General features: G+C 61.4%; 14 protein-coding genes. 12 read left to right on the top strand and 2 right to left on the bottom strand.

Annotation, left to right across the window (positions count from 1 at the left end):
* Nucleotides 1–10 precede the first annotated feature (10 nt).
* The 12 genes from treZ to QOM10_RS16000 all read left to right on the top strand — a co-directional run bounded on the left by treZ (nt 11) and on the right by QOM10_RS16000 (nt 15766).
* Nucleotides 11–1813, top strand: coding sequence for a malto-oligosyltrehalose trehalohydrolase (treZ, locus tag QOM10_RS15945; RefSeq protein ID WP_127927964.1), 1803 nt, complete (start codon nt 11–13; stop codon nt 1811–1813).
* Entirely contained in the window at nt 1810–3888 is a 2079-nt protein-coding gene (gene malQ / locus QOM10_RS15950; protein ID WP_150752280.1) for a 4-alpha-glucanotransferase, read from the top strand. Before treZ ends, malQ begins: the two co-directional genes overlap by 4 nt.
* Complete coding sequence (locus tag QOM10_RS15955; protein ID WP_316916474.1) at nt 3885–6653, top strand: malto-oligosyltrehalose synthase; 2769 nt, start codon at nt 3885–3887, stop codon at nt 6651–6653. Before malQ ends, QOM10_RS15955 begins: the two co-directional genes overlap by 4 nt.
* 27 nt (nt 6654–6680) lie before the next feature.
* Complete coding sequence (locus tag QOM10_RS15960) at nt 6681–6995, top strand: DUF2934 domain-containing protein (RefSeq protein WP_127927970.1); 315 nt, start codon at nt 6681–6683, stop codon at nt 6993–6995.
* A gap of 224 nt (nt 6996–7219) precedes the next feature.
* Nucleotides 7220–9379 carry a glycogen debranching protein GlgX gene (gene glgX, locus QOM10_RS15965; protein WP_127927974.1) on the top strand — a complete coding sequence of 720 codons (2160 nt, stop codon included), beginning with the start codon at nt 7220–7222 and terminating at the stop codon, nt 9377–9379.
* Between the two features lies 1 nt (nt 9380).
* Nucleotides 9381–10379, top strand: coding sequence for an acyl-CoA dehydrogenase family protein (locus tag QOM10_RS15970; protein ID WP_316916475.1), 999 nt, complete (start codon nt 9381–9383; stop codon nt 10377–10379).
* Nucleotides 10376–11134, top strand: coding sequence for a PIG-L family deacetylase (locus tag QOM10_RS15975; protein WP_316916476.1), 759 nt, complete (start codon nt 10376–10378; stop codon nt 11132–11134). The genes QOM10_RS15970 and QOM10_RS15975 overlap by 4 nt, the downstream gene beginning before the upstream one ends.
* Nucleotides 11131–11730, top strand: coding sequence for an SAM-dependent methyltransferase (locus tag QOM10_RS15980; protein ID WP_316916477.1), 600 nt, complete (start codon nt 11131–11133; stop codon nt 11728–11730). Before QOM10_RS15975 ends, QOM10_RS15980 begins: the two co-directional genes overlap by 4 nt.
* Nucleotides 11727–12413, top strand: a complete 687-nt coding sequence (locus tag QOM10_RS15985) for a glycosyltransferase (RefSeq protein WP_127927982.1) — start codon at nt 11727–11729, stop codon at nt 12411–12413. The genes QOM10_RS15980 and QOM10_RS15985 overlap by 4 nt, the downstream gene beginning before the upstream one ends.
* 156 nt (nt 12414–12569) lie before the next feature.
* A complete protein-coding gene (locus tag QOM10_RS15990; RefSeq protein ID WP_127927984.1) occupies nt 12570–13328 on the top strand; it encodes a PIG-L deacetylase family protein in 759 nt (252 codons plus the stop codon).
* A 198-nt stretch (nt 13329–13526) separates the two neighbouring features.
* Nucleotides 13527–14309 (top strand): endonuclease/exonuclease/phosphatase family protein, encoded by a 783-nt coding sequence (locus tag QOM10_RS15995; protein WP_123375378.1) that lies wholly within the window; start codon nt 13527–13529, stop codon nt 14307–14309.
* 389 nt (nt 14310–14698) lie between these two features.
* Entirely contained in the window at nt 14699–15766 is a 1068-nt protein-coding gene (locus QOM10_RS16000; RefSeq protein WP_316916478.1) for an autotransporter outer membrane beta-barrel domain-containing protein, read from the top strand.
* Nucleotides 15767–15890: 124 nt separating this feature from the next.
* Here the strand turns inward: QOM10_RS16000 and glgB are convergent, their stop codons facing one another.
* Together glgB and treS are read right to left on the bottom strand one after the other, a co-directional pair.
* A complete protein-coding gene (gene glgB, locus QOM10_RS16005) occupies nt 15891–18122 on the bottom strand; it encodes a 1,4-alpha-glucan branching protein GlgB (RefSeq protein ID WP_316916479.1) in 2232 nt (743 codons plus the stop codon).
* Between the two features lie 2 nt (nt 18123–18124).
* Nucleotides 18125–21466, bottom strand: a complete 3342-nt coding sequence (gene treS / locus QOM10_RS16010; RefSeq protein WP_160040324.1) for a maltose alpha-D-glucosyltransferase — start codon at nt 21464–21466, stop codon at nt 18125–18127.
* Nucleotides 21467–21468 lie beyond the last annotated feature (2 nt).

Genomic DNA, 21468 nt, shown 5'->3' on the forward strand with positions numbered 1-21468 from the left:
GTTCACCACGATGCCGTTACGGTCTACTGAAACCTGGCCCCACGGCGCGATCATGCTGGACGCCGAACACACACAGTTCGCGCTGTGGGCACCGGATGCTTTTTACGTCAGTGTCGAACTTGAAAACGGCCAGTCCCTGCCAATGCTGCCTCAGGCAGACGGCTGGTTTGTGATCAAGACCCGCTGTCCGGCGGGCACGCGTTACCGCTACAACATCGACGGCGAACTGGAGGTGCCCGACCCGGCTTCCAGAGCGCAGGATGGCGACCTCGAGCACCACAGCGTGGTGGTCGATCCGCTGGCTTATCAATGGCGACACACTGCCTGGCACGGTCGGCCGTGGAGCGAAGCGGTGATCTACGAGCTGCACGTCGGTGCGCTCGGGGGGTTCGCTGAAGTCGAACAACATCTGGCGCGCCTCGCGGGTCTGGGCATCACCGCCATCGAGCTGATGCCGCTGGCGCAGTTCCCCGGCGACCGCAATTGGGGCTACGACGGTGTTTTGCCCTACGCCCCGCAAGCCTCCTACGGCACGCCGGAACAACTCAAGCACCTGATCGACAGCGCCCACGGTCATGGCTTGGCCGTCATTCTTGATGTGGTCTACAACCACTTCGGCCCTGACGGCAATTACCTGCATCGTTACGCCAAAGGCTTTTTCCGCGAGGACAAACACACGCCGTGGGGCGCGGCGATCGATTTCCGTCGCGACGAAGTGCGCGAATTTTTCATCGAAAACGCGTTGATGTGGTTGCTCGAGTATCGCTTCGACGGACTGCGCCTCGACGCCGTGCATGCCATCGAAGACCCGGACTTCCTCACGGTAATGGCCCAGCGCATCCGCGCGCAGATCGACCCGAGCCGGCATGTCTGGCTGACCGTGGAAAACGAACTCAACCAGTCGAGCCTGCTCGAATACGACTACGACGCGCAGTGGAACGACGACGGCCATAACGCCCTGCACGTCCTGCTCACCGGCGAAACCGACGCCTATTACGCCGACTACGCCGCGCAACCCACCGAACAATTGGTGCGCTGCCTGAGTCAGGGTTTTGTGTTCCAGGGCCACATCACCCGCCATGGCGAACCACGCGGCGAGCCCAGCGAACACCTGCCGTCGACCGCGTTCGTGCTGTTTCTGCAAAACCACGATCAGATCGGCAACCGCGCGTTCGGCGAGCGCCTGCATCATCTGGCCGATCCGCGCGCCGTGCAGGCAGCGACGGTGCTATTGCTGCTGTCACCGATGATTCCGCTGATGTTCATGGGCGATGAATTCGCCGCCGAGCAGCCGTTCCTGTTTTTCACCAGTCACCACGGCGAACTGGCGGAGTTGGTACGCGAAGGCCGGCGCAACGAATTTGCCGCGTTCAGTGCCTTCACGGATCCGCACAAGCGTGAACGGATTCCCGACCCGAATGCCGAAAAAACCTTCCACACCTCGCAGCCAAGGTTGATTGGCCATGGCAGTGCAAAACAGCAGGAAAGCCTCGCGCTGTACCAGAAGCTTCTGCAATTTCGCCATCAATACATCATTCCCCATCTGTCCGGCACGCAAGCGCTCGGCGCCCATATGCTCGGTTATGGCGCGGTCAGTGCACGCTGGCGCCTGGGCAATGGCAGTGAGCTGCGAATTGACCTGAACCTCAGCGACACGCCAGTGGTCAACCCTCCACAGACCGAGGCCGTGTGGTTGTTTCAGCAGCCACCCACCGTCGATCTATCGGAATCGGGCGTACTGCCCGCGTATTGCGCGCTTGTCAGCCTCACGGCCGCAACCCCTTTGCAACCTCTGGATGGAGAGCGCCTATGAGCGATGCGCAACTGGAAATTCTCGCAAGCCGCGCCGGCCTTGCCGTCGACTGGATCGACGCCAACGGCCGCCCGCAAAAAGTCGCTCCGGCGGTGCTGCGCAATGTGCTTATCGGCCTCGGTCACCCTGCCAGCACGGCGCAGGAAATCGACGCCAGCCTGCTGGAACTGCAAGCCGTACAACAAGACCGCCATCTGCCGCCGCTGCTGACCAGCGATGTCGGGGTCGGCCTTGATCTGGGGCGTTACTTTGCGCCTGAAACCCCGTGTGAAATTCACCTTGAAGACGGTTCACGCCTGAACCTCAAACTGGACAGCGAAGCGGTGTTGCCGGGGCTGATCCCGGTCGGCTATCAACAAGTACACATCAGCGATCAGTATTTCACCCTGGCCGTGGCCCCGGAGCGCTGCTTCAGCGTCGGCGATGCGGTGGGTAATCCGATTCCCCGCGTCTGGGGCCTGAGTGCGCAACTGTATGCCTTGCGCCGCGCAGGTGACGGCGGCTTCGGCGACACTCAAGCACTGGAAGACCTGGTCCGTGTGGCCGGTGAGCGCGGCGCCGATGCCGTGGCGATCAGCCCGTTGCACGCGATGTTCAGCGCCGACACTGGACGCTACAGCCCTTATTCGCCCTCCAGTCGGCTGTTCCTCAATTCTCTGTATGCCGCACCGGGCGCGATTCTCGGTGAACGCGCCTTGCGTGATGCGATCGACGCGGCAGGTCTGACTGAACAGTTCGCGCAACTCGAAGACCTGAAACTGATCGACTGGCCGAGCGCCGCCGACGCCAAGCAAAAACTCCTGCAAGCCTTGTACGAAGGCTTCATCGCTGGTGACCACCCGCTGCACCCGGACTTCGCCAGTTTCCGCCATGCCGGCGGTGAAGCACTGGAAAACCACTGCCGTTTCGAAGCAATTCAGGAAATGCGCGCCGCCCGTGGCGAAAACCTCGACTGGCGGCAATGGCCGGAACACTGGCACGACCCGCGCGGTGCCGCGCTGGAAGCGTTTGCCGAGGAATACGCCGAGCGCATCGGCTACTTCGCTTTTTGCCAATGGCTGATCCACCGTTGTCTGGAACGCGCGCAAACCGCCGCACGCAGCGCCGGCATGGGCATCGGCCTGATCGCCGATCTGGCGGTGGGCGCCGACGGTGCTGGCAGTCAAGCCTGGAGCTTTCAGGATGAATTGCTCGCCTCGCTGACCGTCGGTGCGCCGCCGGACATTCTCAATCGCTCCGGGCAAGGCTGGGGGATTTCCGCGTTCTCGCCGGAAGGCCTGATCCGCAATGGTTTCCGTGCGTTCATTGACATGCTGCGGGCAAACTTCGCCCATGCTGGCGGCTTGCGTATTGACCATGTCATGGGCCTGCAACGGCTGTGGGTGATTCCCAACGGCTCGATACCTGCCGATGGCGCGTATCTGTATTACCCGGTCGATGACTTGCTGCGGTTGCTGTCCCTTGAGTCGCATCGCCACCAGGCTATCGTCCTCGGCGAAGACCTCGGCACCGTGCCTGATGGCCTGCGCGAGAAACTCATCGCCCGCTCCATGCTCGGCATGCGCGTGCTGCTGTTCGAGCAGGACAACACCCATTTCAAACCGATTCTCGACTGGCCGGACAACGCGCTGGCAACGACCAGTACCCATGATCTGCCAACGCTCAACGGCTGGTGGCATGGCCGCGATATCGACTGGAATGCTCGATTGGGTTTTGTCGACGCCAACGGTGAAATCGAATGGCGGCATCATCGTCAGCGCGAGCGCGAAGGTTTGCGCAGCGCCTTGAGCCAGGACCCGCAAAACTTTCGCGAGGAATCCCACGAGGCCGATCAAGTGGTCGATGCCGCTGTGCGCTTCCTCGGCCACACCCGCGCGCCATTGGTGCTGTTGCCGCTGGAAGATGCGCTGGGCATCAATGAACAGGCGAATCTGCCGGGCACCATCGACACCCATCCAAACTGGTCGCGGCGCTTGCCCGGCACCAGTGAGGCGCTGCTCGACGGCGCCGATGCGGCGCGACGTCTGGAGTTGCTGGCCTGTGCGCGTCTCCAGGCTGCCGAGCGTGACCAATGAATCAAACGCTTATCCAGCCCCTGCGGGCGACCCTGCGGCTGCAATTTCATAAAGGTTTCAGCCTCGAACAAGCGGTGCCGTTGGTGCCGTACTTTGCCCGGCTCGGCATCAGCCACATTTATGCCTCGCCGCTACTCGCGGCGCGGGCCGGTTCCATGCACGGCTATGACGTGGTCGATCCGACCCAAGTCAACCCGGAGCTTGGCGGCGAGCCGGCGCTTCGGCGTTTGGTCAGCACCCTGCGCGAACACAACATGGGGCTGATCCTCGATATCGTCTCCAACCACATGGCCGTCGGTGGCAGCGACAACCCGTGGTGGCTCGATCTGCTGGAGTGGGGGCGGCTGAGCCCTTACGGTGAGTTCTTCGATATTCAGTGGCACTCGCCCGACCCGTTGATGGAAGGCCAATTGTTGCTGCCGTTTCTTGGCAGCGATTACGGCGTCGCGCTGCAGGACGGCACTCTGAAACTGCTGTTCAACCCACACACTGGCAGCTTTTACGTCGAGCACTACGACCATCACTTCCCGATCTGCCCGAATGACTACGGTGAGTTGCTCAAATCCGCAGACGTGCTGAAACCGCTGGCCGATCGCTTCAGCACCCTCAGTTATCAGACCGATGCCCACTCGCTGGCGATGCCGCTGAAAGAAGAGTTGCGGCAACTGGCGACGGATCCGTCAATCGCTGCAGCCATTGACAACAACCTGAAGCATTACGACTCAACCAGCGAAGAAGGCTTCCACAAACTGCATCAGTTGCTGGAGCGTCAGAGCTATCGCCTGGCCAGTTGGCGCACCGCAGCGGATGACATCAACTGGCGGCGCTTTTTCGACATCAACGAACTCGGTGGATTGCGCGTTGAACGTCCGGCAGTGTTCGAGGCCACCCACGGCAAGATCTTTCAGTTGATCGCTGAAGGGCTGGTCGACGGCTTGCGCATCGACCACATCGACGGCCTCGCCGACCCGCGTGGCTATTGCCGCAAACTGCGCCGGCGTGTCGATCTGCTGGCACCCGGCAGGCACTTGCCGATCTACGTCGAGAAGATCCTCGGCGCCGGCGAAACCCTGCACCGCGACTGGGCGGTGGACGGCACCACCGGTTATGAATTCATGAATCAGCTGTCGCTGCTGCAGCACGATCCCGATGGCGAACACGTACTCGGTGACCTCTGGCAACGCCGCACCGAACGCCCGGCTGCTTTCATCGAAGAAGCACAACTGGCGCGCCAGCAGATCCTCAACGGTTCGTTGGCCAGCGATTGCGAAAGCGTCGCCCAAGCGCTGCTGCAAGTCGCCCGCGATGACCTGATGACTCGCGACCTGACACTCGGCGCGATCCGCCGGGTGTTGCAGGCGTTGATCGTGCATTTCCCGGTATACCGCACCTACATCAGCGCGATGGGTCGCTCCGAACAGGACGAAAGATTTTTCCAGCAGGCCATGGACGGTGCGCGGCAAACCCTCAGCGAAGCCGATTGGCCGGTACTCGACTGTGTCGCTGCGTGGCTCGGTGGCACGCCATGGCGGCACAAACCGCGCGGGCGTTCACGCAAAATCCTCAAACACGCCTGCGTACGCTTTCAGCAACTGACTTCACCGGCGGCGGCCAAAGCCGTGGAAGACACCGCGCTGTATCGCTCGGCGGTGCTGCTGTCGCGCAATGATGTCGGCTACAACACCGAGCAGTTCAGTGCCCCGGTCAGCGACTTTCACGCGGTCAATCAGCAACGGCTGAATGAGTTTCCCGACAACTTGCTGGCCACCGCCACCCACGATCACAAACGCGGTGAAGACACCCGCGCGCGTCTGGCCGTGCTCAGCGAGCGCAGTCATTGGTATGCGGAGCAGATCGAATTGTGGCGCGCCCTCGCCCGTCCTGTTCGGGTTGACGATCAGATGCCTTCGACCGGCGATGAGCTGATCCTCTATCAAGCGTTGCTCGGCAGTTGGCCGTTGCAATTGCGCGATGACGATCAGGCAGGAGCAGCCGACTACGCCAAACGTATCTGGCAATGGCAGCAGAAAGCCCTGCGTGAGGCCAAGCTGCAAAGCAGTTGGAGCGCACCGAACGAAGCCTATGAAAACGCCGCGCAGGCGTTCACCGAAAAACTCCTCACCGGAGAGGAAGGCGAACTGCTGCGCGCCGCGCTGAGCAAGACCGTCAACAGCATCGCCGCTGCCGGGGCGCTTAATGGTTTGGCGCAAACCTTGCTGCGCATGACCGTGCCGGGGGTGCCGGATCTGTATCAGGGCAACGAGTTCTGGGACTTCAGTCTGGTCGATCCGGACAACCGCCGGCCGGTGGATTACGCCGCTCGTGAACACGCCTTGCAGGAGCCATTACCACCTGTGGAGTTGCTGGCGAACTGGCGTGACGGACGCATCAAGCAAGGCTTGATCGCCCAAGTGCTGAACCTGCGTGTCGAGCATGCCGAGTTGTTCCGCCGGGGCAGCTACCAGCCCCTGGAAGTGCTCGGCAGTCAGGCGCACAACGTGCTCGCGTTTGCCCGTGAGCACGAGGGCAAGCAGGCCATCGTGATCGTGCCGATCCGTTGCGCAAACTTGCTGGAAAACGGTGCTGTACCTCAGGTCGATGCGCTGCGCTGGGGCGATACGCGGGTGGTTTTACCGTTCGCCGCCTCTGAGACAAACCTGAAGGGACTTTTTTCAAGCACAGCAGTCACAAAAAACAGGGAGCTGAATATCAGCGACGCGCTGGGGGATGTCCCGGTCAATCTCTTTATCCAACACTTAACGTAAGCACGAGTTCAGTTCAGGAGCATTGCGATGAGTACCGACGATAAACGCATTCGCGAATTCGCCTATCAAATCTGGGAATCGGAAGGTCAGCCCGACGGTCAGGAAGCACGCCATTGGGAGATGGCGCGCAAACTGGCTGAAGCAGAAGCGCTGGCGCCGAAGAAGCCACCGAAAGCCGCTGGCAGCAAAACCGCGGGCAAGACTGCCGAGGTCAAAGCGCCGGCCGCCAAACCGAAACCGGCGGCCAAGGCCAAACCGGCCAGCGCCGCCAAAGTGATTCCCCCGGGCGAAAAAGCCGCTGAGAAAAAGCCCCGAGCGCCGCGAAAGCCTTCGGCGATCTGACGCTAACCGGATTATTGAACTGAATGAATGTGTGGCGGGTTCGCTCGCCACCGAGGGCGCGTTCGTCCTCAAGAAACCCACCAATCCCCTGTAGGAGTGAGCCTGCTCGCGATAGCTATCTGACATTCAACATTGATGTCGCCTGATAGACCGCTATCGCGAGCAGGCTCACTCCTACAGGGGGATGTGTAAGCCCAGAAATTACCCGTTTTGCAGGAGCAATCATGACCCGTCCAAAAAAAGCCGAGCCCACCGCGCACGCCGAGCCGTCGAGAATCCGTGAAGGCCTGCCCTTCCCGCTCGGTGCGACCTGGGATGGGTTGGGGGTCAACTTCGCGCTGTTTTCCGCCAACGCCACCAAAGTCGAACTGTGCATCTTCGACGACGCCGGCGAAGTCGAACTGGAGCGCATCGAACTGCCGGAATACACCGACGAGATCTACCACGGCTACCTGCCCGATGCGCATCCGGGGCTGATCTACGGCTACCGTGTCTACGGCCCTTACGACCCGGCCAACGGTCACCGCTTCAACCACAACAAATTGCTTATCGATCCCTACGCCAAGCAACTGGTTGGCGAACTGAAATGGTCGGAAGCGCTGTTCGGCTACACCATCGGCCATCCCGACGCCGACCTCAGTTTCGATGAACGCGACAGCGCACCGTTTGTGCCCAAGTGCAAGGTCATCGACCCGGCGCACACCTGGGGCAATGACCACCGCGTCAGCGTGCCGTGGGACAAGACCATCATTTATGAAACCCACGTGCGCGGCATCAGCATGCGCCACCCTTCTGTACCGGAGAACGTGCGCGGCACCTTCGCCGGGTTGATGGTCGACGATGTGCTTGAACACATCCGCAAGCTCGGCGTGTCGACGGTCGAGCTGCTGCCGATCCACGCCTTCGTCAACGACCAGCATCTGCTGCACAAAGGCATGACCAATTACTGGGGCTACAACAGCATCGCCTTCTTCGCCCCGGACCCGCGTTATCTGGCCAGCGGCAAGATCGCCGAGTTCAAGGAGATGGTCGCGCACCTGCACGAAGCCAACCTCGAAGTGATCCTCGACGTGGTCTACAACCACACCGCCGAGGGCAACGAACAAGGCCCGACCCTGTCGATGCGCGGCATCGACAACGCCTCCTACTACCGCTTGATGCCCGACGACAAGCGCTTCTACATCAACGATTCCGGCACCGGCAACACGCTGGACCTGAGCCACCCGTGCGTGCTGCAAATGGTCACCGACTCGTTGCGTTACTGGGCCAGTGAGATGCATGTCGACGGTTTCCGTTTCGACTTGGCAACCATTCTCGGCCGCTATCACGATGGCTTCGATGAACGTCACAGCTTCCTCGTCGCCTGCCGCCAGGACCCGGTGCTGCGTCAGGTGAAAATGATCGCCGAGCCGTGGGACTGCGGCCCCGGCGGCTATCAGGTGGGTAACTTCCCACCGGGCTGGGTCGAGTGGAACGACAAGTTCCGCGACACCGTGCGCGCCTTCTGGAAAGGCGACGACGGTCAGGTCGCCGATTTCGCCAGCCGCATGACCGCCTCCGGTGAGATGTTCAATCAGCGTGGGCGGCGGCCGTATTCGTCGGTGAACTTCATCACCGCCCACGACGGTTTTACCCTCAACGATCTGGTCTCGTACAACGACAAGCACAACGAAGCCAACGACGAGAACAATCAGGACGGCAGCAACAACAACCTGTCGTGGAACCACGGCGTCGAAGGCCCGACCGACGATCCGGAAATCAACGCCCTGCGTCATCGGCAGATGCGCAACTTCTTCGCCACCCTGCTGCTCGCCCAAGGCACACCGATGATCGTCGCCGGCGACGAGTTTGCCCGCACTCAGGACGGCAACAACAACGCCTATTGCCAGGACAGCGAGATCGGTTGGGTCAATTGGGACCTCAGCGAGGACGGCAAGGCGCTGCTGAAATTCGTCAAGCGCCTGATCAAGTTGCGCCTGACCTATCCGATCCTCCGTCGCGGGCGTTTTCTGGTCGGCGAGTACAACGAGGACATCGGCGTCAAGGACGTCACCTGGCTGGCGCCGGACGCTACCGAGATGACCACCGAACACTGGCACGACGCGCACAACCGTTGCCTGGGCATGCTGCTCGATGGTCGCGCCCAGGAAACCGGGATTCGCCGCAAAGGCGCGGATGCGACGCTGTTGCTGGTGGTCAACGCGCACCACGACATCGTCAACTTCACCCTGCCGGAAGTACCCGACGGTGGATTCTGGACATGCATGGTCGACACCAATCAGCCGTCGATTCGCGGTCAGGAACGTTTCGAGTTCGGTCACCAATACTCGGTCACCGGGCGCTCGCTGCTGCTGTTCGAACTGCAACGTGATGAAGAAGATTGATATGGATCTGCACAGTTATCTGACCCGACGTCCAGCGGATTATCCGCACACCGCAGCCCTCGGCAATTGCCTGCGGGCGCTGGTCGAGGCCGGGCTGGATCGCCTGCCGCTACCGGGCAGTGGCCACACGCTGGAGCGTTTTCAGTGTTTGGCGGAGGTCGGCGGACATGATCTGGGCTTGTGCAAACTGTTCGAAGGCCACACCGACGCACTGGCGATCATCGAGCAATTGGGCGGTACGCCGACACCGGGCAGCACTTGGGGCATGTGGGCAGCGGAACCGCCGCAAGCGCGGGTCAAGGTCAGTCCGGCCGGGCACATGGTCGCGCTGCACGGACGCAAGGCGTGGTGCTCCGGCGCCGCCGTGCTCAGCCATGCCTTGCTCACCGCGTGGGATGCCGATGATCAGCAACAACTGGTGGCCGTCGCCCTCGACCAACCGGGCGTGACCATCACCGAGCAAGGCTGGCAAGCCGTGGGCATGGGCGCCACCGGCAGCGTTGAAGTGCTGTTCGACGGCGCCGAAGCACAGGCCATCGGCAACCCCGGCGACTATCTGCAACGTGCGGGTTTCTGGCAGGGCGGGATCGGCATTGCTGCATGCTGGTACGGCGCCGCGCGGCAAATCGCCGAAGCGTTGCGCAACCATTGTGGGCAACGCCCGGAACCGCACGCCCTCGCACATCTCGGCGCGGTTGACAGCGCCTTGCAGGCGGCCGCCGATGTGCTGCGTTTCAGCGCCCTGCACATCGATGCACACCCCGAGGACAACGCCGAATTGCTCGCCCGTCGGGCCCGTGCGGTGGTCGAGCAGTCAACCGAACAGGTAATGCGTGAGGTCGGCCGCGCCCTCGGCGCCGGGCCGTTTTGCAAGGATCGCCACTTTGCCCGGCTCAGCGCCGACCTGCCGGTGTTCTTGCGTCAGAGTCATGCCGAACGTGATCTGGCGGCGCTCGGTCAAATGGTTGCCGGGCAATCCGCGGAGGCATGGGCGCTATGAAAACCAATCCGATTGTCGGTCAGGGCACGAGCTTGCATCAATGGCAGGCTTCGCGGCATCTGGCGGAGCTGGACAGCATCGACATCCTCAGTCTGGTGCCACCGGGCGCACGGGCAGTCATTGTCGCGCCGCACCCGGACGACGAAGTGCTCGGCTGTGGTGGCTTGCTGCAATTGCTCGCGGCTGCTGGCCGGCCTTTGCAATTGATTTCGGTGACCGACGGCAGCGCCAGTCACCCTGGTTCCAGTCGCTGGCCGGTGGAGCGACTGAGCGTGGTGCGCCCACAGGAATCTGCCGAAGCGCTGCGCCGACTCGGTCTGCCGATGCATCGCGTGAAGTGGCTGCGCGGCGGCTTCACCGACACTCAGGTCGCGGCGCAGGAAGCCGAACTGGTCGATTTCATCGAGCGTCACCTGCGTCCCGACGACGTGCTGTTCACCACGTGGAGCGAGGACGGCCATTGCGACCACGAAGCCGTCGGCCGCGCCAGTGCCGAAGCCGCGCGCCGGGTCGGTGCGAGCTGCCATGAATTGCCGGTGTGGACGTGGCACTGGGCAACCCCGGAAGACGCCTTCGTACCGTGGCAACGGGCGCGCAAGATTCTCCTGACGCCAGCGCAAGTCGCACGCAAGCGCCACGCGGTGTACGCCTTCGCCAGTCAACTGGAAGGCGATCCTGACGCAGGACTTGGCCCGGTGCTCGCGCCGTATGTGCTCGATCGCCTCTTACAGCCCTTCGAAGTGGTGTTTCTATGAGTGTCGAGGATCGCTATTTCGACGGCCTGTTTGCCGGAAACGACGACCCGTGGGCGTTCCGCGAACGCTGGTACGAGCAGCGCAAACGCGCGATCACCCTCGCCGCCCTGCCGCGTCCGCACTATCGGGCGATCTTCGAACCGGGCTGCGCCAACGGCGAGTTGAGCGCCGAACTCGCCGCCCGTTGCGATCGCTTGCTGTGCTGCGACACTGCCAGTGCCGCAGTGACCCTGGCGCGCACGCGTTTGAGTCTGTTCGAACACGCCGAAGTGCGGCAAAACCGTCTTCCCGGCGACTGGCCGGAGGAAAAATTCGACCTGATTGTATTTAGCGAGATCGGCTACTACCTCGACGGCGAAGATCTGACAGAAGTGATCCGTCGGGCCAGTGATTGTCTGACTGCCGGCGGCCAGTTCCTCGCTTGTCACTGGCGTCCGCCCATCGACGGCTGCCCGCTGAATGCCCGGCAGGTTCACGACCTGATCCACGAAAAACTGCATCTGCCACGGCTGGTTTTGCATCAGGAAGCGGACTTCATTCTTGAGGTGTGGAGCCGTGAACCGCGCTCGGTGGCGGCACTGGAGGGTTTGCGATGATCGGCATTCTGATCCCGGCACACAACGAAGAAGACCTGCTCGACGAATGCCTCAGCGCGGCCATGCGCGCCAGCCGGCATGGCTTGCTGGCCGGCGAGCGCGTCGAAGTGCTGGTGGTGCTCGACAGTTGCACCGATCGCTCGGCGCAGATTGTCAGCGGCTATCCGGTGCTGAGCCTGCACATCGACGCGCGCAATGTCGGTCAGGCCCGCGCGGCTGGCGCACAGCTGTTGCTGGAGCGCGGCGCGCGCTGGATCTCCTGCTCGGACGCCGACAGCCGCGTCGCCGATGACTGGCTGGTGGCACAACTGGGGTTGGGTGCAGACGCAGTCTGCGGTACCGTCACCGTCGAGCACTGGCACGAGTCATTCGATGCCGCGGCGCAAATCCGCTACCACCGGCATTACCGGGCCTGCGATGGCCATCGGCATATCCACGGTGCCAATCTGGGCATCAGCGCCGATGCCTATCGCTGGGCCGGAGGCTTTAAACCGCTGGCGTGCGACGAAGATGTGCAGTTGGTGCGGGAACTGGAACTCGACGGCGCCAACATCGCCTGGAGCCATCGCCCGCAAGTGCTGACCAGCGCGCGCTTCGACAGCCGTGCGCGCGGAGGCTTCGGTGACTATCTGCGAAATCTGGCACAGATGGAGCAAAAAAAAGCGGATCAGATTGATCTGTGACGCGACGAACTTCTCTTCATGAGCAATACTCTGCTGCGCGGCAATCCAGGGTTCGGAGCGTCGCAGGGCAATCAACCAGCCTTCACGGGTCGGTAGCGTCGGGCAATCACTGTCACGCGCACGACTGAGGGCGAGTCAACACAAGGACGTCATATCATGAAACCGTTAACCCTCAGCGACAGCAGTTCGTCGGCGCAAATCTGGAACAGCGCCGCGCAACTGGACAACATCCCCGTCATCAATACCCGCAGTCTGGTGCCCGACGGTGCCCGCGCCGTGGTCATCGCGCCGCATCCGGGTGATGAAGTGGTCACCTGCGGCGGTCTGCTGCAATTGCTCTCCAGCCTCGGTCATCCGTTGCAATTGCTCTCGATCACCGACGGCAGCGCCAGCCATCCGGGTTCGCGGCAATGGTCGGAAAAGCGCCTTAGCGTATTCCGCCCACAGGAAAGCGTCGAAGCCCTGCGCCGCCTCGGCCTGCCGATGCACAGCCTGAAATGGGTGCGCGGTGGCTTCACTGACAACGCCCTGTGCGAACAACAGGCGCAAGTAACCGAATTCATCAGCCGCTACCTGCGCCCCGGCGACGTGGTGTTCAGCACCTGGCGCGGCGATGGCAACGACGACCATGAAGCCGTGGGCCGGGCCAGTGCGCAAGCGGCTGAACAGGCCGGCGCGACCTTTCATGATGTACCGGTGTGGGCCTGGCACTGGCCTGAACGCGACCAGCAACTGATCCCTTGGGAACGCGCGCGCAAACTGCGCCTCGACACCTGGACCGTCGCGCGCAAAAGCCACGCCACCCACGCCTACGCCAGCCAGCTCAACGGTGAACCGGCGATCGGCATTGCGCCGATGCTGCCGCCGGTGATTCTCGAAAGAATGCGCCTGCCCTACGAAATCGTGTTTGTCTGAATCTCTACGACACTGCCGAGCTCTTTGTAGGAGTGAGCCTGCTCGCGATAGCGGTGTGTCATTGACGCAAATGTTGATTGATCCACCGCTATCGCGAGCAGGCTCACTCCTACAAGGTTTTGTGGATTGATCAGAAGGAACTGCCGCACCTCCCCATCAGTCGCATGAGTAAGCGGCCCGCAATCCAGAGGAGTGAACGTGTCCAGCGATCCCAAGCGTCATGTTGTCGACGCGCCCGTCATCCATCGTCTCAGGGTGCTGACGGTCAACACCCACAAGGGCTTCACCGCGCTCAACCGGCGCTTCATCCTGCCGGAACTGCGTGAAGCGGTGCGCAGCACTTCGGCCGATCTGGTGTTTCTGCAGGAAGTGGTGGGTGAACACGAGCGGCATTCGAGTCGTTACAACGAATGGCCGCAAACCTCGCAATACGAGTTTCTCGCCGACAGCATGTGGAGCGATTTCGCCTATGGGCGCAACGCCGTCTACCCCGACGGCCACCACGGCAATGCACTGCTGTCGAAATACCCGATCCGTGAGTACCGCAACCTCGATGTGTCGATCACCGGCCCTGAACGCCGTGGCCTGCTGCACTGCGTGCTCGATGTGCCGGGGCACGCCGAGGTCCACGCGATCTGTGTGCACCTGAGTCTGCTGGAAAGCCATCGGCAATTGCAGCTGCAACTGCTTTGTCAGTTGCTCGAATCCCTGCCTGATGATGCGCCGGTGATCATCGCCGGCGATTTCAATGACTGGCAGCTGCAGGGCAATGTCGCCCTCGCCCGTCGCGACTATCTGCACGAAGCCTTCGAGCGTCACCACGGGCGCCCGGCCAAGACTTACCCGGCGCGTTTTCCATTACTGCGACTGGACCGGATCTACCTGCGCAATGCCAGCAGTCATGACCCACAGATCCTCGGTAACAAGCCGTGGACGCATCTGTCCGATCATCTGCCGCTGGCCGTCGAAGTGCACCTGTAGCCGCAATAGTGACAGCAATGCAGGACGCAATGAGGCAGCTCGTTCGTTGGTTGAAAGTTACCGACAGACCATCTGTCGGTAACTGAATGCCTCTGTGTCGGGGCTTAGGCTGCGTTTTTCCATACAAACAACCACTTAGTTATGTGCAGAAAAACAAACGCTTGCAAAGCCCGTTTTGCCACTACCGCTCATCGTTCAATTTCTTGACGGGCACGCGCGACTCTTCTTATCTCTACCTTACTACCCCCGGAATCACTACCCGGGACGAGCCTTCGGACACTCGCGAAATCGAGCGGTCAGAGTTCGCCCCGCTCCATTCGGTCGCCCCTCGTTCGGGGTAGGAGAGACGCCACACAGAGAGAATGCATGCGCCTGCAAGGTAGACCTCCATGAAAACTTCAATAAGCCCACGCGAGATCAAAATCACTTTCTGCACAGTGTCGAGTTCAATCTTGCTGTGCTCATCCATGGAGGCGCAGGCCGGTTCTGCGGCGGATGAAACGACCCCGTGGTATCGCGCGGACGTGCCGGTCATGACCTTGCCCGCCACCGTCATTACGCCCGGCCCGCAACGCTTCAGTCCACGCTCCGATCTGCAAGGCACGCGCCTGATCACCGAAGACCTCGCTCCGTCAGCCTGGGATGAGTTGTACGGCAGAAGCGCCCGGCAGGCACAGACCGACGTGCTGTCGTCAGGTTACGCGACACCCGGCAGCGGCGACTTCAAAGGGCCAGCCGTGCTGACTCTGCAAAGTGCTAGCCATACCCAGAAAATCGGCCTGATCGGCGGCGTCAATCAGATTCAGGCCAACGGCAACGGCCTGCTTACCAGCCGCGCCCTGGCAGACCCGAACAGTGACACCCTCAATCTGCAAGGCCAAAGCCTTGGCGCCTATTACAGCCTGATCGGCGCCCAGGGCTGGCACGTGGATTTATCCGCCAGTGGCGGCCGGGTCAGCGGCTTCAGTCGCAACGGCCAAGGCGCGCGCCAAGCCACCGAAGGCAGTGCCATGACCTTCTCGGTCGAAGGCGGCTTCCCGATTGGCTTGAGTGAAAACTGGGTGGTGGAACCGCAGGCGCAATTGATCAATCAACGCATCACCCTCGACACGCCCTACGCCGGTTCGGGCAATGCCTCTTCCTCCGATCTGACAGCGTGGAGCGGCCGCGTCGGCGCACGCTTGAAAGGCAGTTACGATTTGAATGGTCTGCCAGTCGAACCCTATGTGCGCACCAACCTCTGGCACACCGTTTACACCGGCAATACCGTGACCCTGGATCAGGTCGACAAGATCAGCAGCAGCCGCAAGTCCTCGACCGTCGAACTGGGATTAGGCCTGGTGGCGCGGGTGACACCGGCGGTGAGTCTGTATGTCAGTGCCGATTACAGCAGTGATGTCGATGACAATGATTTGAACGGGATCATTGGCAGCCTTGGGGTGCGGATGCGTTGGTGAGCGCTGAGCCGGATTTTGAAGGTGTCTGAACTGGCGCCTTCGCGAGCAGGCTCGCTCCCACATTTGGAATGTATTTACCCTGTGGGAGCGAGCCTGCTCGCGAAGGCAGCGTCGCGGTCTCGGATCAACCCTCCGGTTTGAGGATCAACACCGCCAACGGCGGCAGATTCAGTTCCAGCGACAACGACTGGCCATGGCTCGGCACTTCCTCGGTAAACGCCCCGCCGCCATTGCCGTAATTGGAACCGGCATAGGTGTCGGCATCGCTGTTGAGCAATTCAGTCCAGCGCCCGGCAAACGGCACACCGACGCGGTACGCCTGACGCGGCACCGGTGTGAAGTTGGCCACCACCAGCACCGGCGTGCCCTCCTTGCTCCAGCGCAGCCAGGCATAAACGCTGTTGATCGCATCGTCGCCGATCAGCCACTGGAAACCCTGCGGCGCGTCGTCCTGATCGTGCAGCGCCGGCTCCTCGCGATAGAGCCGATTGAGATCGCCAACCAGTTTCTGCACGCCTTTGTGCTCGGAGTACTGCAGCAGATACCAGTCCAGCTGCTGATCGTGATTCCACTCGCGCCACTGGCCAAACTCGCAGCCCATGAACAACAGTTTCTTGCCCGGATGGGTCCACATGAAACTCAGATAGGCGCGCAGGTTGGCGAATTTCTGCCAGCGATCACCAGGCATCTTGTCGATCAGCGAATGCTTGCCGTGCACCACTTCGTCGTGGGAAATCGGCAGGATGAACCGCTCGGACCAAGCGTAGACCAGGCCAAAACTCAACTCGTTGTGATGATGCGCGCGGTACACCGGGTCCTGCTGGATGTAATGCAGCGAATCGTGCATCCAGCCCATGTTCCATTTATAGGCAAACCCCAAGCCGCCCTGCTGCGTACTTTGGCTGACACCCGGCCACGCGGTGGACTCTTCGGCGATCACCAGCGCACCCGGCGCTTCCAGTTCAACCACATCGTTCAAGTGCCGCAGAAAGTCGATGGCTTCGAGATTTTCCCGGCCGCCATGACGATTGGGCACCCATTCGCCGGCCTTGCGCGAATAGTCGCGATAAAGCATCGACGCCACCGCATCGACGCGCAGACCGTCGACATGGAAATGCTTCAACCAGTGCAGTCCGGAGGCCAGCATGTAGCCGTGCACCTCGGTGCGCCCGAGGTTGTAGATCAGCGTGTCCCAGTCCTGATGAAAACCCTCTAGCGGGTTACCGTATTCATACAGCGCGGTGCCATCGAATTGCGCCAGACCGTGGGTATCGGTCGGGAAATGCGCCGGTACCCAATCGAGAATCACGCCAATCTCGGCCCGGTGGCAGGCGTCGACAAATTCAGCGAACTGCGCCGGCGAACCGTACCTCGCACTCGGGGCGAATTGCGACAGCAACTGATAACCCCATGAACCACCGAACGGGTGCTCCATGATCGGCATCAGTTCGATGTGGGTGAAACCCAGTTCCTTGACGTACGGGATCAACCTTTCAGCAAGTTCCGGCCAGGTGTACTGACGCGCCACTTCACCGAGATCATCCAGCTCGCATTGCCAAGAACCTGCGTGCAGTTCGTAGATCGACAGCGGCGCCGAATGCTTGTGACGGTCGCGTCGGCTGCTCATCCAGTCCTGATCTTGCCAGTCGATTTGCAGCGGCTCAGCGACTTTCGACGCGGTATCCGGCGGCAGGCTGGTAGCCAGCGCCATCGGGTCGGCCTTGAGCGGCAGAATCCCGTGAGCGCCGAGAATCTCGTATTTGTACAACTCCCCCGCTTGCAGGCGCGGGATGAACAACTCCCAGACCCCCGACGGGTGACGCAGGCGCATTGGATGGCGACGCCCGTCCCAGACGTTGAAATCACCGACCACTGACACGCGTCGGGCATTCGGCGCCCACACGGCGAAACGCACGCCGTCGACACCATCCACGGTTTTCAGCTGGGCGCCGAGGCACGCACTGAGGTCGCGGTGATTGCCCTCGGCGAACAGATACAAATCCATTTCACCGAGCAGTTGACCGAAGCTATACGGGTCTTCGGCGACTTGCTCGCCGCCGGCCCAGCGCGTGCGCAACTGATACGGCCGCGCCTGATCGAAATGACCGACAAACAGCCCCGGCGTTTCGGTCTGCTCCAGTGGACCGCGTTCTTCGCCGCTGTCCTTGTCCAGCACCACGACACTCAACGCACCCGGTAGATAGGCGCGAATGAACTGCCCGCCAGCGCCATCGCCGTGCGGGCCAAGAATGGAAAAAGGATCGTGATGTTCAGCGCGGACCAAGGCGTCGATATCTTTCGCCGAGGGCAGCAGTGCTTCTTTGACCTGACCCTGTTCCTTGTTCGAGAAACTCATGACTACTCTCCACCAAGATCGGAAAAGGGTTTAAGCCCCGTCAATAACCCGTACAAACCGTGCAACGGCACGGGCAGCCACGTGGGGCGATTTTCGGCTTCATAGGCCACTTCATAGGCCGCCTTCTCCAGGCCAAACAACGCCAAAGCGGCGTCGGCACCTTCAGGATCTTGCCAGGCATGATCAAGACTAGCTGCCGCACGGCGATATGCCTGAACAAATGCCTCACGGGCCTCACGCAGATAACGCTCGGCGACCAGACGCCGCGCGGTTTCAGACTCAGCGCTGTGGTCGACGTTGTGCACGTTGATGGTCATCGCTGCCGCGTAATCGAACGAGCGCAGCACGCCGCTGACATCTTTGTACGGACTGTGTTTGCCACGGCGCTCGCTCAATGGCCGCGCCGGCTCACCCTCGAAGTCGATCAGATAGGCATCGCCCTTGATCACCAGCACCTGGCCCAAATGCAGATCGCCATGGACGCGAATGCGCAAACCGCCGACGGCTTTTTTCGCCAGATCCTGCACGTGGGCGAGAATGGTTTTCTTCTCGTCGACCAGCCTCTTCACCAGTTTCTGATCCGCTGCGCTGAGTTCGCCCTGATGCTGCTTGAGCAGTTTCAAGGCGTGCTCGACCTGGGCCACGACATCCTTGCCCGTCGCCTGCATGTCCTTGGCCGTCGACACCTGCGGCGCGAAGTCGGCATTGTCGGTAGGCGCGGCGAGCACCTTGTGCATCTCACCCAGACGCTGACCGAGCATGCCGGCAAAATCCCTCAGCTCACCGAGGGCGTTGTAATGCTGTTCCTGCTCGGACATGGCGTCGGCCAGCTCATCACGCAGCGCCCGTTCGAGGTTGTTCTGCGTCCATTCCCACGCATCGCCCTGATTGCTCAAGTAACCCTGAGCGATCATCAGCAGATTGTCTTCGCCCTTGCCATCGCGACGGATCACCGAGCCGAGCAGCGGAGAGATATTGGCAAATCCGGCCTCGGTCAGGTAAGCGCTCATCTCCAGTTCCGGGTGTACGCCAGAAGCGACTTTACGTATCAGCTTGAGCACCAGACTGTTGCCAATGACCACCGAACTGTTCGATTGCTCAGCGGACAGATAACGCACTTCCGACTCGGCACCCAGGCCGAGTTTTTCCAGATGCGGCGTCGGCGCAAAGCGGATTTCGCCCTCAGCCGACTCCAGCACCGTGTTGTTCTGCATGCCTTGCAGCACTGCGCGAACAAACGCTTCGAGGCTGAACGCGTCAGTGATCAGACCGACTTGTCGTACACGGCGTACACGGGACAAAGCCAATTGCTGCGGCAACGCCGGGCCAACCTGATCCTCGGCAATAAAGCCGAACGGCAGTTGATAGCGACTGGTCTGTCCGCCACTGGTGACTTCGATTTCGCTCAGCAGCACCGGATGCTGCGCATCGCCGAAACGCACGCCGTAGGCCAGATGCACTTTGTCGATGGCCGCATCCTTGCCCGCGAACCAGCGCCGGTTCTGCAGCCAGCTCGGCAGAATGCTTTGCTCCAGCGTCGTCCGTGACGGCGCTTCGAGCAGTTCTTCCATGCGTTTTTTCAGCACCAGCGTGGTGAAGTCCGGCAGGCTCTGCGCCGGTTCCACGTGCCAGCTCGGCATCTGGTTTTCCGCCGCCAGGGCGAACCAATAGAAACCGTACGGCGCCAGGGTCAGGAGGAAATTCAACTGGCCAATCGGCGGGAACGCATTACCGCCAAGCATCTCCACCGGCACCATGCCGACATAGGCCGACAGGTCCAGTTCCACCGCTTGCGCACTGCGCGAGACGTTGGCCACGCACAGGATGATTTCGTGTTTGCCGTCGACATCGGTGAATTCGCGGGTGTAAGCCAGCACGCGACGGTTGTTCGGCGAGAGCATTTTCAAGGTGCCACGGCCAAAAGCCTTGGACTGTTTGCGCACCGCCAGCAGACGGCGCGTCCAGTTCAACAGCGAATGCGGATCGCCGGACTGGGTTTCGACGTTGACCGACAGATAGCCGTACTGCGGATCCATGATCGGCGGCAGCACCAGACTCGCCGGATCGGCGCGGGAGAAGCCGCCGTTGCGGTCGATCGACCATTGCATCGGCGTACGCACGCCATCGCGGTCGCCAAGGTAAATGTTGTCGCCCATGCCGATTTCATCGCCGTAATACAACGTCGGCGTGCCGGGCATCGACAGCAGCAGACTGTTGAGCAACTCGATGCGGCGGCGGTCGCGCTCCATCAACGGCGCCAGACGCCGACGAATGCCGAGATTGATCCGCGCACGACGGTCAGCGGCGTAGTAATTCCACAGATAGTCACGTTCCTTGTCAGTGACCATTTCCAGGGTCAGCTCATCGTGGTTGCGCAGAAAGATCGCCCACTGGCAGTTGGCAGGGATTTCCGGGGTCTGGCGCAGAATATCGGTGATCGGGAAGCGATCTTCCTGGGCCAGCGCCATGTACATGCGCGGCATCAGCGGGAAGTGGAACGCCATGTGGCATTCATCACCGTTGAGGCCAGCGGCATCGGTGTCACCGAAGTACAGCTGGGTGTCTTCCGGCCATTGGTTGGCCTCGGCGAGCAGCATGCGGTCGGGGTAATTGGCGTCGATTTCCGCGCGAATCTGCTTGAGAACGTCGTGGGTCTCGGGCAGGTTTTCGTTGTTGGTGCCGTCGCGTTCGATCAGGTACGGGATGGCATCGAGGCGCAGACCGTCGATGCCCATGTCCAGCCAGTAGCGCATCACCGACAGTACGGCCTTCATCACTTGCGGGTTGTCGAAATTCAGGTCCGGCTGGTGCGAATAGAAACGGTGCCAGAAGTACTGGCCGGCGACCGGGTCCCAGGTCCAGTTGGATTTTTCCGTGTCGAGGAAAATGATCCGCGTGCCGTCGTATTTCTGATCGTCATCCGACCAGACATAGAAGTCCCGCGCCGCCGAGCCGGGCTTGGCCTTGCGCGCACGCTGGAACCACGGGTGCTGGTCGGAGGTGTGGTTGATGACCAGCTCGGTAATCACCCGCAAGCCGCGTTTGTGCGCTTCGGCGATAAAGCGCTTGGCGTCGGCCATGGTCCCGTAATCGCTGTGTACGCCTCGGTATTCGGCGATGTCGTAGCCGTCATCGCGGCGTGGTGAGGGGTAGAACGGCAATAGCCAGATGGTATTGACGCCGAGGTCGGCGATGTAATCGAGTTTGGCGATCAGGCCGGGAAAGTCGCCGATCCCGTCATTGTTGGAGTCGAAAAACGATTTGACGTGAACTTGATAGATCACCGCGTCCTTGTACCAGAGCGGGTCTTTGATGAAGGTGGCTGCCTTGGGTTTCTTCGCCATGT

The sequence above is a fragment of the Pseudomonas sp. P108 genome, assembly GCF_032613195.1.
GTDB lineage: Bacteria > Pseudomonadota > Gammaproteobacteria > Pseudomonadales > Pseudomonadaceae > Aquipseudomonas.

Coding starts and splice junctions, on each gene's coding strand:
- QOM10_RS15960 (WP_127927970.1), top strand. CDS start 6,681: ATGAGTACCGACGATAAACGCATTCGCGAATTCGCCTATCAAATCTGG.
- QOM10_RS15975 (WP_316916476.1), top strand. CDS start 10,376: ATGAAAACCAATCCGATTGTCGGTCAGGGCACGAGCTTGCATCAATGG.
- glgX (WP_127927974.1), top strand. CDS start 7,220: ATGACCCGTCCAAAAAAAGCCGAGCCCACCGCGCACGCCGAGCCGTCG.
- QOM10_RS15955 (WP_316916474.1), top strand. CDS start 3,885: ATGAATCAAACGCTTATCCAGCCCCTGCGGGCGACCCTGCGGCTGCAA.
- QOM10_RS15985 (WP_127927982.1), top strand. CDS start 11,727: ATGATCGGCATTCTGATCCCGGCACACAACGAAGAAGACCTGCTCGAC.
- treS (WP_160040324.1), bottom strand. CDS start 21,466: ATGGCGAAGAAACCCAAGGCAGCCACCTTCATCAAAGACCCGCTCTGG.
- malQ (WP_150752280.1), top strand. CDS start 1,810: ATGAGCGATGCGCAACTGGAAATTCTCGCAAGCCGCGCCGGCCTTGCC.
- QOM10_RS15980 (WP_316916477.1), top strand. CDS start 11,131: ATGAGTGTCGAGGATCGCTATTTCGACGGCCTGTTTGCCGGAAACGAC.
- QOM10_RS16000 (WP_316916478.1), top strand. CDS start 14,699: ATGAAAACTTCAATAAGCCCACGCGAGATCAAAATCACTTTCTGCACA.
- glgB (WP_316916479.1), bottom strand. CDS start 18,122: ATGAGTTTCTCGAACAAGGAACAGGGTCAGGTCAAAGAAGCACTGCTG.
- treZ (WP_127927964.1), top strand. CDS start 11: ATGCCGTTACGGTCTACTGAAACCTGGCCCCACGGCGCGATCATGCTG.
- QOM10_RS15970 (WP_316916475.1), top strand. CDS start 9,381: ATGGATCTGCACAGTTATCTGACCCGACGTCCAGCGGATTATCCGCAC.
- QOM10_RS15990 (WP_127927984.1), top strand. CDS start 12,570: ATGAAACCGTTAACCCTCAGCGACAGCAGTTCGTCGGCGCAAATCTGG.